11 protein-coding genes are annotated in these 11,413 nt (G+C 59.4%); 8 read left to right on the top strand and 3 right to left on the bottom strand.

Translation table 11 applies throughout. The features are described from left to right. The first annotated feature begins 193 nt into the window (after positions 1-193). Positions 194-1,234: a GlxA family transcriptional regulator gene (locus CFBP5499_RS07945; RefSeq protein ID WP_080824925.1), complete on the top strand. Its 1,041-nt coding sequence runs from the start codon at positions 194-196 to the stop codon at positions 1,232-1,234. A gap of 48 nt (positions 1,235-1,282) precedes the next feature. On the opposite strand, the gene CFBP5499_RS07950 is transcribed toward CFBP5499_RS07945, so the two are convergent. Further along, positions 1,283-2,758 (bottom strand): NAD(P)H-hydrate dehydratase, encoded by a 1,476-nt coding sequence (locus CFBP5499_RS07950; protein WP_080824924.1) that lies wholly within the window; start codon positions 2,756-2,758, stop codon positions 1,283-1,285. Positions 2,759-3,116: 358 nt separating this feature from the next. Between CFBP5499_RS07950 and CFBP5499_RS07955 the strand changes: the two genes are divergently transcribed. The 4 genes from CFBP5499_RS07955 (at position 3,117) to hspQ (ending at position 6,369) form a co-directional block, all read left to right on the top strand. Further along, the gene (locus tag CFBP5499_RS07955) at positions 3,117-3,455 is read left to right on the top strand and encodes a P-II family nitrogen regulator (RefSeq protein ID WP_003515720.1); all 339 of its coding nucleotides are present in this window, start codon (positions 3,117-3,119) and stop codon (positions 3,453-3,455) included. Between the two features lie 71 nt (positions 3,456-3,526). Beyond that, on the top strand, positions 3,527-4,936 hold the full coding sequence (glnA, locus tag CFBP5499_RS07960; protein ID WP_003508040.1) for a type I glutamate--ammonia ligase: 1,410 nt from the start codon (positions 3,527-3,529) through the stop codon (positions 4,934-4,936). Positions 4,937-5,031: 95 nt separating this feature from the next. After that, entirely contained in the window at positions 5,032-5,952 is a 921-nt protein-coding gene (locus CFBP5499_RS07965; RefSeq protein ID WP_080824923.1) for a DMT family transporter, read from the top strand. Positions 5,953-6,039: 87 nt separating this feature from the next. Continuing rightward, positions 6,040-6,369 (top strand): heat shock protein HspQ, encoded by a 330-nt coding sequence (hspQ, locus tag CFBP5499_RS07970; protein ID WP_080824922.1) that lies wholly within the window; start codon positions 6,040-6,042, stop codon positions 6,367-6,369. A gap of 103 nt (positions 6,370-6,472) precedes the next feature. On the opposite strand, the gene CFBP5499_RS07975 is transcribed toward hspQ, so the two are convergent. Further along, complete coding sequence (locus tag CFBP5499_RS07975; protein ID WP_080824921.1) at positions 6,473-7,129, bottom strand: invasion associated locus B family protein; 657 nt, start codon at positions 7,127-7,129, stop codon at positions 6,473-6,475. Positions 7,130-7,436: 307 nt separating this feature from the next. Between CFBP5499_RS07975 and CFBP5499_RS07980 the strand changes: the two genes are divergently transcribed. Genes CFBP5499_RS07980 through CFBP5499_RS07990 form a run of 3 tightly spaced genes read left to right on the top strand, consistent with a single transcriptional unit; the run spans position 7,437 to position 10,974 of the window. Beyond that, a complete protein-coding gene (locus CFBP5499_RS07980) occupies positions 7,437-9,284 on the top strand; it encodes an extracellular solute-binding protein (protein ID WP_080824920.1) in 1,848 nt (615 codons plus the stop codon). 37 nt (positions 9,285-9,321) lie between these two features. Next, a complete protein-coding gene (locus CFBP5499_RS07985) occupies positions 9,322-9,990 on the top strand; it encodes a DsbA family oxidoreductase (protein ID WP_080827299.1) in 669 nt (222 codons plus the stop codon). 51 nt (positions 9,991-10,041) lie between these two features. Continuing rightward, the gene (locus CFBP5499_RS07990; protein WP_080824919.1) at positions 10,042-10,974 is read left to right on the top strand and encodes a DMT family transporter; all 933 of its coding nucleotides are present in this window, start codon (positions 10,042-10,044) and stop codon (positions 10,972-10,974) included. Positions 10,975-11,031: 57 nt separating this feature from the next. On the opposite strand, the gene CFBP5499_RS07995 is transcribed toward CFBP5499_RS07990, so the two are convergent. Then, positions 11,032-11,376 (bottom strand): hypothetical protein, encoded by a 345-nt coding sequence (locus CFBP5499_RS07995; protein WP_080824918.1) that lies wholly within the window; start codon positions 11,374-11,376, stop codon positions 11,032-11,034. Positions 11,377-11,413 lie beyond the last annotated feature (37 nt).

Raw genomic sequence — 11,413 nt, forward strand, 5'->3', positions numbered from 1 at the left:
AAATACACCTGCCTGTTTTGCATGCGACACACCGCCCGTTTTAAAGGCTTGTCGCAAAATTTGCATATTTCAAAAGCTATTTTTTGACAGCTCCGATTCCGAGGCGTATTTTTCGTTAAAGATGTCGTAATCAGGACATCCAGAAGACCAATTCCAAGGGAGGAATTGCGTATTCGCAACGGAGCACGGGCAAATGAGCAGAAACTCCCAGAAGAAACGCTCAATCGTCTTTTTTCTCATTCCGCAATTTACAATGCTGCCATTCGCCGCAGCGGTTGAAACGCTTCGCATCGCCAACCGAATGCTGGGTTATCAGGCCTATGAGTGGCGCATCGCCTCGCTCGATGGCGAGAAGGTCATGTCGTCAAGCGGCATCTGTCTCGAGGTCGATACCTGTCTCGCCGACGAGCGACGGTATGTGAACGGCGAAAACCGCGCAGAAATGGCGATCATCTGTTCGGGCATCGATGTGGATCAACACATCAACAAGTCAGTCAATGCCTGGCTGCGCGAAGCCTATAATCGTGGCATCGCCATTGGCAGCCTCTGTACCGCCGCCCATATCCTCGCGCAGGCGGGCCTGCTGAACGGCAAACGCTGTGCAATCCACTGGGAAAACCTGCCGGGCTTCTCCGAAGCCTTCCCACAGGTGGAAGTTTATGCCGACCTCTTCGAAGTCGATAGCAACATCTACACCTGCGCCGGCGGCACGGCCTCGCTGGACATGATGCTAAGCCTGATCGGCCAGGATTTCGGTGAAAACCTCGTCAACCGCGTCTGCGAACAGCAATTGACCGACCGGGTCCGCAGCCCGAACGACCGCCAGCGCCTGCCGCTGCGCGCCCGCCTCGGCGTGCAGAACAGCAAGGTCCTGTCGATCATCGAGCTGATGGAAGGCAATCTCGCCGAACCGCTGTCGCTGCTCGATATAGCCGACGCGGCCGATCTCTCGCGGCGACAAGTCGAGCGTCTTTTCCGGCAGGAAATGGGCCGATCCCCCGCCCGCTATTATCTGGAAATCCGCCTCGACCGCGCGCGCCATCTGCTCGTGCAATCGGCCATGCCGGTGGTCGAAGTCGCCGTCGCCTGCGGTTTCGTCTCGGCCTCGCATTTTTCGAAGTGCTATCGCGAAATCTACAATCGCACGCCGCAGCAGGAGCGCGCCGAACGCAAGCTCTTGATCAGTGCATCGCGGATGGCGATGGCGAGTCAGGCTGGCAAGGCCGCGCATTGATGCGCGGCTTTGAAAGCTGAGGCCTTTCAGCCTCGAAAAAACCCACCGTCACGCGAATGGTCGAACCGCATGGGCAAGGTCCTCCGCCGTCATGCCGTCACCTGCCCTGTGGCCCGCCTCACCATGCAGCCACACACCGGCCGCAGCCGCTTCGAAAGCGGGTGTGCCCTGTGCCAGCAGCGCGCCTATGATACCGGCCAGTACATCGCCTGATCCAGCCGTCGCAAGGCTTGCCGGCGCATTGGTGTTGACCAGCGCCCGGCCATCAGGTGCGGCGATCACGGTATCCGCACCCTTATAGACCAGCGCCGCGCCGCTGCGGGCCGAAGCGGCCTGTGCCTTCTCGATCTTGCTGAGCGTGATGTCGGCAGCAAGATCGGGAAACAACCGGGCAAACTCACCCTCATGCGGTGTCAGCACGAATTTGCCCGTGCCGGATGTGATGCGCTGGAACAGGGTTGCCGTATGATCCTTGAAAGCGGTGATCGCATCGGCATCCAGCACAACCGCCCTGTCTCCAATCAGGGACACGAATTCTCGCGCCTTTTCGAGATCACCAAAACCCGGGCCGAGAACGAAGGTGCCGTGACGCCGGTCGTCCAGCCAGAGCCGCAGATCATCGGCATTGTCCATCGGCGCATTCATCACGGCCGTCAGCGTCACGGAAAGCACGTCCAGCGCCTGCTTTGGCGCCGCGACGGTGACGATGCCCGCCCCTGCCTTCAGCGCCGCAAGCGCCGTCATGCGGCTTGCCCCGGTCGCATGGGCCGGGCCGGAAAAGACCGTGAGATGCCCACGACGGAACTTATGCGTCTCGAGATCGCTGGCCGGCAAGGCGTCACGCCAGACAAGCGGATGGTTTTCCGCAACCGAGCCTGCGTGATCGGCAAGGATGCGGGAGGGAATGCCGATATCGAACACTTCGAGCGCCCCGCAAAGCTCCCGCCCCGGCATCAATAGATGGCCGGGCTTACACGCCATGAAGGTTACCGTCCGCTCAGCCCGGAACGACGCGCCGAGCGGCACGCCCCGCCGGCCACAAAGGCCCGAGGGCAGATCGACGGCAAGCACAGGAACGGCCAGCTTCGTCACCGCCTCGATTATCCGGGCAAGTTCCTGCGGCACGTCGCGGGACAGTCCGGCCCCGAAAACAGCATCGATCACCACGTCGCCGGCAAGAGGTGCATAATCGCCAAGCGGCAGCGGCGTTACCCCGCTCCGTTCGAACGCCACCCGCGCATCGCCCCTGAGCGTGCCGGCATCGCCGAGATGATGAACCGCAACCGCCGCCCCGCTTTGCACAAGCGCCCGCGCCGCCACGTAACCATCACCGCCATTATTGCCGCCACCGCACAGCACGACGAAACGCAGCGCCTGTGGATAGTGTCGCAGCGCAGAAGCGGCGACCGCCTGCCCTGCCCGCTCCATCAGATCATAAAGCGGAATGCCGGATTGCCCGGCCGCCGCATCGATGCGGGCCATCGCCGCAGGGTCAAAAAGGGAAAGCTGAGAGAGGGATGTCATGCCCCGATCATCCCTTCAAAACGCCGGAAAGGCAATCGATACAAAAATAAGCAGATATGCCTGAATAAAATCTAGCCATTTGCACAAAATATAAACATATCAATCTTTAAGCGTCTCACCATTCTCAAATATTCAAAATTACTAAAACAATACAAAATAGCAGAATTGCCGAGGAATTTTTCGGGGTTTAGCGAGAAATTGGCTGGAAAACCGCCAAAACCGAATGCATTTTGTGTCGGAAAGCCGTGTCAGCGAAGTTTTTTCTTCCCGACCGCTTCCGATCTGGCACAATACGTGCATTCTTGTGGCAGAGCGGGAATTACCTGCTTTAACGGGAGAAGCGGAGAGATATTTTCTCATGAAAAAGATCGAAGCGATCATTAAGCCCTTTAAGCTCGATGAAGTGAAGGAAGCCCTTCAGGAAGTCGGACTTCAGGGCATCACGGTCACGGAAGCAAAAGGCTTTGGTCGTCAGAAGGGCCACACGGAACTCTACCGCGGAGCAGAGTACGTCGTGGATTTTCTGCCGAAAGTAAAAGTCGAAGTCGTATTGGCGGACGAAAATGCGGAAGCCGTCATAGAGGCAATCCGCAATGCGGCCCAGACCGGACGTATCGGCGACGGAAAGATTTTCGTTTCCAATGTCGAGGAAGTCATCCGCATCCGTACCGGTGAAACAGGCGTGGACGCCATATAATTAAAAGCATCCCGAGCCGGGGAGGCTTGGGTTTTCACCTCGTCATCATCACACTCAAGGAAAATGTTTAAATGACGACCGCAAACGATATCTTGAAGCAGATCAAGGATAACGACATCAAGTTCGTGGACCTGCGCTTTACCGACCCCAAGGGCAAGCTGCAGCACGTCACCATGGATGTTGTCTGTGTGGACGAAGACATGTTCGCCGATGGCGTTATGTTCGACGGCTCCTCGATCGCCGGCTGGAAGGCCATCAACGAGTCCGACATGGTGCTGATGCCCGATCCGGCCACCGCCCACATCGACCCGTTCTTCGCCCAGTCCACCCTGGTCGTCCTTTGCGACATTCTCGACCCGGTCTCGGGCGAAGCCTATAACCGCGACCCGCGCGGCACTGCCAAGAAGGCTGAAGCCTACCTCAAGGCCTCCGGTATCGGCGATACCGTCTTCGTCGGCCCCGAGCCGGAATTCTTCGTCTTCGACGACGTGAAGTACAAGGCAGACCCCTACAACACCGGCTTCAAGCTGGATTCGTCCGAACTGCCGTCCAACGACGACACGGACTACGAGACCGGCAACCTCGGCCACCGTCCGCGCGTCAAGGGCGGCTACTTCCCGGTCCCGCCGATCGACAGCCTGCAGGACATGCGCTCCGAAATGCTGACGGTTCTGGCCGAAATGGGTGTCGTCGTCGAAAAGCATCACCACGAAGTGGCTGCCGCACAGCACGAGCTGGGCGTGAAGTTCGACACGCTGGTTTCCAGCGCCGACAAGATGCAGATCTACAAGTACGTCGTGCACCAGGTCGCCAATGCCTATGGCAAGACGGCAACCTTCATGCCGAAGCCGATCTTCGGCGATAACGGCTCGGGCATGCACGTGCACCAGTCGATCTGGAAGGGCGGCAAGCCGACCTTCGCGGGCGACGAATATGCCGGCCTGTCTGAAAATTGCCTCTACTACATCGGCGGCATCATCAAGCACGCCAAGGCAATCAACGCCTTCACCAACCCCACCACCAACTCCTACAAGCGTCTGGTGCCGGGTTATGAAGCGCCGGTTCTGCTCGCCTATTCCGCGCGCAACCGCTCCGCATCGTGCCGTATTCCCTTCGGCTCCAACCCGAAGGCAAAGCGCGTCGAAGTCCGCTTCCCGGACCCGACCCAGAACCCCTATCTCGGTTTTGCGGCCATGCTGATGGCCGGCCTTGACGGCATCAAGAACAAGATCCACCCCGGCAAGCCGATGGACAAGGACCTTTACGACCTTCCTGCGAAGGAACTGAAGAAGATCCCGACCGTCTGCGGCTCGTTGCGCGAAGCGCTGGAAAGCCTCGACAAGGACCGCAAGTTCCTGACCGCCGGCGGCGTGTTCGACGACGATCAGATCGACTCCTTCATCGAGCTGAAGATGCAGGAAGTCATGCGTTTCGAAATGACCCCGCATCCGGTCGAATTCGACATGTACTACTCGGCCTAAGTCGTAATCCGGACGCTCTGCAAGGTGTCCACTCCAGTCTGGCGGCCTCTCCGGAGGCCGCCGTTTTCTTTTGAAGCCCAGCCATATCGCGAACGATGTCGAACAAGCCAGCCTCTCAGCAAACGCGCCCTATGGACTGGCTCATCTTTCTGGCGGTGCCGCTCTTTTTCTCCAGCAATGTCGTTTTCGGCCGGGGCGTCGTCGGCGAAGTCTCGCCCTTCATCACCGCCTTCATCCGCTGGATGGGCTCGGCCCTCATCATCGCACCCTTCATGATTGCCGACTGGCGCAACTGTCTTGCCTTCCTGCGGCGGAAAACGCTGCTCTGGCTCGTACTCGGCATTCTCGGCATGGGCATCTGCGGCGGCGTGGTCTATTGGGGCCTGACCATGACGACGGCCGCCAACGGCACGCTGATCTACACCACCTCGTCGCTGTTCATTATCCTGTTCCAGCGCATCTTTCAGGGTCGGCCGATCCGAAAGCTTGAAGTGGCGGGCATGGTCATCGCCTTTGCCGGTGTCGCGGCCATCGTGCTCAAGGGCGATATCTCCGCTCTCCGGCATATGAATTTCAACATCGGTGATTTCGCGATTCTGACGGCGGCGATCGCCTTTGCCATCTATTCGCTGCTGCTGCGCGATCCCGCGGCACGGCAGATGGCATCCTTCAGCCTTTTCGGCCTGATCGCATTTTCCGGCGCGCTGGTGCTTCTGCCGCCGGCCGCATTGGAACTGGCGCAAGGAGGCATGCTGCCCGCCACCGGTGCGGCCTGGGCGAAGATCGGCGGCATCATCCTCTTCGCCTCGCTTCTGGCCTTTTATTGCTTCACCCATACGGTGCGCGTTTTCGGCCCAGCCACGGCCGGCATCACGCTGTACATGATGCCGCCGGTCTCGATCCTCATGGCCACCCTGTTCCTCGGAGAAACCTTCGAGACCTACCACGCCATCGGTATCGTGATGGTCACCGGCGGCGTCATCCTCGCCACCGCGCCGATTGGCAGAAAGCGCTGAGCTTTGCGGTAGACCGCCGCCAGCATCGCTAGGTCTTGATATTTCGCATTCCGACCCCAACTAATATTGGGAAAGGAAGTTCATGCCATGAAACAAAGAGACGCAAAATTCACGCTTGGCGAGATCGTCCGCCACAAGGTGTTTCCGTTCCGCGGCGTGGTTATCGACGTGGACCCGGAATATGCCAATACCGAGGAATGGTGGAACGCCATCCCCGCGGAAATCAGGCCGGATCGCGACCAGCCCTTCTATCATCTGCTGGCCGAAAACGAGGAGACGGAATATGTCGCCTATGTTTCCGAACAGAACCTCGTGCACGACGAAAACGAGACGCCGCTGAGAAACCCCAACATCGGCCGCATCTTCGACAAGGCGCCGAACGGGGAATGGCGTCCGAAGATATCGACGGCGCATTGAGGCCCGCCAACCATTCTCCCCACCCTCCCAGGGACATAAAAACGGCATAAAAAAACCGGTCTGTCACCAGACCGGTTTTGTCATTCTTGATGCTTCGCAGCGATCAGGGCTTCGGCGCGCCCTTGGCGGCGTCCTGAGCGGCTTCCAGCTTCTTGCGTGCCTCTTCAGCCTTCTTCTGCATGCCTTCCTGCAGGCTGCGCTGGCTTTCGGCCAGCTGCGACTGGGTGATGGCCGCACCGTCATAGGCGCCGGTGAAACCGGAAAGCGCGATCTTGATGGGGTTCGGCGCGCGGCGGAAGTTGATGGAGGTGAAGACCACCTCGCTACCCTTCTTCAGCGAAGCGATCATGGCGTCCGTCAGCGGAACTTCGGCCGTGCACTTGTCGGGAAGGCAAACGGCGTAATCGAGCTTCTGGCCCTTGCCGCCATCGATCTGCATCATCACACCAGGAGGAATGAGACGCGCGGTCGGAACGGAAACCTGCAGCAGCTTGCGGTTGACCTTGCCTTCAACGGTGATGAGGCCGACAGCGGTGATCATCTGGCCGTTCTGGGCGAGAACCACGTTCTGCACGACGCAGACATCGTTGTCTTCCTGCTTGGAGCAGGTCTTGAACCAGCCGAGCGGCGGGGCGCCAGCGCCCTGAGCGGCGGGAGCAGCATCCTGTGCCTGCGAGATGGCCGGAGCGGACACTGCGCCGAGAGAAAGGACCAGAGCGGACAGAGCCGTCCGGGTGAATGTGTTTGCCTTTTGCATCATAAGAGTTCCGTCTCCTGAATGTCTGCCAGAACAGAACCTCTCAAGGTCCTGTTCGTCGATGGCGGTATCCTTCTGCCCGTTCAACTGTCGTTTAAATGAGGCAAATGCGTGACCCGTCTCTTCCGGCCACCCTGTTACATGCCGTTCGCGGCGATATCCAGCACTTCTTTAACTTTTTCTTGAGCGGACCCAAGATTTCCCGCCCTCGCATGGGTCATGCAATGTCCGTATGCTACATATCTGCCAGAATCATGACGATAAACCGGTTGTGACGCAAACCGGACGGACAGTTAGACAGGATAGTGACATGCGCAACCTTGCGGCCCTCCTCCCCGCATTGTTCCTTTTGGGATCATCCCTGCTTCCCGCCGGGACCGCCCTGGCGCAACCGCTGCACGGCATCTCCATGCATGGCACGCCGGAGCTTCCCGCAGACTTCCGCCACTTCCCTTATGTCAATCCCGACGTGAAGAAGGGCGGCCGCATGTCCTATGGCGTCGTCGGCACCTTCGACAGCCTCAATCCCTTCGTTCTCAAGGGAATGCGCACCACCGCACGCGGCGTCTGGGACCCGGAATTCGGCAATCTTCTCTATGAATCGCTGATGCTGCGCTCCAGTGACGAGCCTTTCAGCCTCTACGGCCTGCTGGCGGAAACCGTGGAGTGGGACGATGAGCGCAGCTTCATCCAGTTCAACATCAATCCCAGGGCAAAATGGTCTGACGGACAGCCGGTGACGCCTGATGATGTGATCTTCACCTTCAACCTTCTGAAGGAGAAAGGCCGCCCGCCCTTCAACAGCCGTCTGGACGGCGTGACGAAAATGGAAAAGGTCGGTGATCGTGGCGTGCGTTTCACCTTCAATGACAAGGCGAACCGCGAAACGCCACTCATTCTCGCCTCCTCCACACCGATCCTGCCGAAACATGCGATCGATCCGGAAAAATTCGAGCAGGCCGGGCTTGGGCCGGTTGTCGGCTCCGGTCCATACCGAATCAAGACCCTGCGGCCGGGCGAGCGAATCATATGGGAACGCAATCCGGATTATTGGGGCAAGGACATTCCCGGCAAGGTCGGCTTCGACAATTACGACGAGATCAGCGTGACCTATTTCCTTCAGGTCACCACCATGTTCGAGGCCTTCAAGAAGGGCGATATCGACATCTATCCCGAAGGTGACGCCATCAACGGCACCTCCGATACCTCCCATTGGGGACAGGCTTACAATTTCCCGGCCGTCCATCGCGGCGATATCGTCAAGGACGTCTTCCAGCCGCGCCTGCCGACGGGCATGTTCGGCCTGGTCTTCAACACCCGCCGCGCCGTCTTCGCCGATGAAAAAGTGCGCGAAGGCCTGTCCTATGCGCTCGATTTCGAATGGCTGAACAGGAACATCCTCGGCGGCTCCTTCAAGCGCACCCAGAGCTATTGGCAGAACTCCCCGCTCGGCGCCTATGGCAACGCCGCAGATGCGCGCGAGCTTGCGCTGCTCGGTGACGCCGCGAAAACCATGCCCCCGGAATTGCTGGCAGGCACCTATGCCATGCCGACGACCGATGGCACGGGCGCGGACCGCAAGGTTCTGAAAATGGCCGTCGACAAGCTGAAGGAGGCTGGATACAGCATCAAGAATGGCAGGATGTCCGACGCCAGCGGCCGTCAACTCGCCTTCGAGATCATGACCCAGAACCCGGCGCAGGAGCGCATCGCGCTTGCCTATCAGCGCTCGCTCAACCTGATCGGCGTCGCCATGGGCATCCGCTCGGTGGATGACGGGCAATATCAGGCCCGCTCGAACAGCTTTGATTACGACATGACCATCCGCTCGCTGCCCTCCTCGCTTTCGCCGGGCATGGAGCAGCTCAACCGTTGGAATTCGCTCTCCCGCGATGCGCAGGGCAGCTTCAACTATGCGGGTGCGGCCAATCCAGATATTGACCGGATGATCGAGGCGCTGCTGCAGGCACGCTCAACGGAAGATTTTCAGGCTGCGGTGCGCGCTTATGACCGTCTGCTTGTGGCCGGCCATTACATCATTCCGCTCTATTACATTGGAGCCCAATGGGTGGCGCGCTGGAAATATATCGACCGCCCGGATATGACACCGATATCGGGCAATCAGAAACAGACCTGGTGGGATGCGCGGGCGCAATAACCTGCCGCCGCTCGGTCCAATATAAGGAATGGAAGCCATGGAACGCATCGTCATCGACGTGGTATCGGATATGGTCTGCCCCTGGTGTTATCTCGGCAAGGCAAGGCTCGATCTCGCCATTGCCGAGGTGCAGGACGAAATCAGCGTCGACGTGAACTGGCGGCCCTATCGCCTCAACCCGGAATATCCGCCTGAGGGCGTCGACCAGAAAGCTGCTCTCGAAGAAAAGCTCGGCAAGGAGCGTCTGGAACAGGCGCATGCCTCGCTGGTGCAGCTCGGCAAGGAAGTCGGCATCAACTATGATTTCGATGCGATCAAGATCGGCCCGAACACGCTCGACGCCCATCGCCTGTCGCTCTGGGCCCATTCGGAAGGCCGCGACATCCAGGAAAAGGTCGTCACCGGTCTGTTCAAGGCCAATTTCGAGGAAGGCCGCAATATCGGCGATCACGCCGTATTGGCTGACGTCGCCGCAAAGGCCGGCATGGATGCGAAAGTGGTCGAGCGGCTGCTCGCCTCGGATGCCGACAAGGACACCGTCGTTGCAGAAATAGACGCCGCGCAGCAGATGGGCGTCGCCGGCGTGCCGTTTTTCATCCTCGATCAGAAATATGCCATAAGCGGTGCACAAACGCCTGATGTCCTGATTGCTGCACTGCGGGATATTGCAAAAATCAAGGCGGACGAGCATAGATCGATGAACTGACGGTCGAACCACCGGCGGTTTTCAGCAACTCGATTTTTCGCCGGTGTTTCCGTGTCCGACAAGACCCTGAAAGGCATTCTGCTCGCCTTTGCCGCCTTCGCTGCCTATGCCTGGAGCGATGCCAGCGTTAAACTCATAGAAGGCCAGATATCGCCGATCGAATCGGCCTTCTTCGGCGCCCTTTTCGGCCTCATCGCCCTGCCCTTCATCCGCAAGCGCAATGATCGCTGGGTGGATGTGGTGAGGACGACGAACCGGCCTTTATGGATTATCCGCTTTTTTGCCGCCGGCACGGGTGCGGTCGGCAGCGTCACCGCCTTCACCCATCTTTCCATGGCCGAAGCCTTCGCGCTGATCTTCCTGCTTCCTTCCTTCGTCACCATCATGTCGGTGGTGTTTTTGAAGGAACAGGTGGGCATCCGCCGCTGGTCGGCGGTCATCATCGGTTTCCTCGGCGTGCTGGTCATCCTGCGGCCGGGCTTCCGTGAACTGGGCATCGGCCATCTCGGCGCCATCATCGGCGGTTTCAGCGGTGCACTCAGCATCGTCATCTTCCGCGCCATGGGTCCATCGGAAAAGAACGTCTCGCTTTATGGGGCCGGCGTGCTGGGCTGTCTTACCATCAGCGGCATCGCCATGGTGCCGACCTTCGTCATGCCGGGCGGTGAGCAATGGCTGCTGCTGGCGGGATATGGTCTGCTCGGCGCACTTGGCAACGTCCTGGTCATGTACGCCGCCCAATATGCGCCCGCCGCCATGATCGGCCCGACGCAATACAGCCAGATGCTCTGGGCCATTCTGTTCGGTTATCTGATTTTCGGTGACCGCATCGACGGATGGATGCTGCTCGGCATCGCCCTCATCGTCGGCTCCGGCCTTTTGACGCTGATCCGCGAGAAGCAGAGAAAAGTGCCGCTGCCCGCCTCGATCGCCGCAACCGACCAGAACGTGGCCGTCGGCATTACGCCGGAAGACGGGCGCTGACGCCTGGAGAATGCGAAGAACCGGCGACGCATATCGCGTCGCCGGCATGGCATTCGATCAATCACAAACCCTGACCCGATACATGTCGCCCCAGGCATTCTGCCGCCAGGCAACGTGGCAGCGTGGATAAACCGGCTGGTAAACCACCGGCGGACCGTAGACGGGCGCAGCATAGGCCGGCGGACCATAGGCCGGAGCGTAATAGGCGGGGCCATAAGCGTAACCGGGATGTCTTGCCCCGGCGATAAGCGCTCCGCCGATGATCGTGCCGGCAATGCCGGCGGCAAGGCCGCGGCCGAAATTATTGCGCGCTTCCGCCTGGCTGGTGGTGGCAATTGTGGTGCCCGCAATTGTCAAAGCAACCAGACCAGCAGTGGCAAACCTGTTGATATTGCTCCACATCGTCCTGCTCCTTCATAACCCGGCGGCATCCACTGAT

This window comes from Agrobacterium tumefaciens (assembly GCF_005221325.1).
Lineage (GTDB): Bacteria > Pseudomonadota > Alphaproteobacteria > Rhizobiales > Rhizobiaceae > Agrobacterium.

Coding starts and splice junctions, on each gene's coding strand:
- CFBP5499_RS07945 (WP_080824925.1), top strand. CDS start 194: ATGAGCAGAAACTCCCAGAAGAAACGCTCAATCGTCTTTTTTCTCATT.
- CFBP5499_RS07950 (WP_080824924.1), bottom strand. CDS start 2,758: ATGACATCCCTCTCTCAGCTTTCCCTTTTTGACCCTGCGGCGATGGCC.
- CFBP5499_RS07955 (WP_003515720.1), top strand. CDS start 3,117: ATGAAAAAGATCGAAGCGATCATTAAGCCCTTTAAGCTCGATGAAGTG.
- glnA (WP_003508040.1), top strand. CDS start 3,527: ATGACGACCGCAAACGATATCTTGAAGCAGATCAAGGATAACGACATC.
- CFBP5499_RS07965 (WP_080824923.1), top strand. CDS start 5,032: ATGTCGAACAAGCCAGCCTCTCAGCAAACGCGCCCTATGGACTGGCTC.
- hspQ (WP_080824922.1), top strand. CDS start 6,040: ATGAAACAAAGAGACGCAAAATTCACGCTTGGCGAGATCGTCCGCCAC.
- CFBP5499_RS07975 (WP_080824921.1), bottom strand. CDS start 7,129: ATGATGCAAAAGGCAAACACATTCACCCGGACGGCTCTGTCCGCTCTG.
- CFBP5499_RS07980 (WP_080824920.1), top strand. CDS start 7,437: ATGCGCAACCTTGCGGCCCTCCTCCCCGCATTGTTCCTTTTGGGATCA.
- CFBP5499_RS07985 (WP_080827299.1), top strand. CDS start 9,322: ATGGAACGCATCGTCATCGACGTGGTATCGGATATGGTCTGCCCCTGG.
- CFBP5499_RS07995 (WP_080824918.1), bottom strand. CDS start 11,376: ATGTGGAGCAATATCAACAGGTTTGCCACTGCTGGTCTGGTTGCTTTG.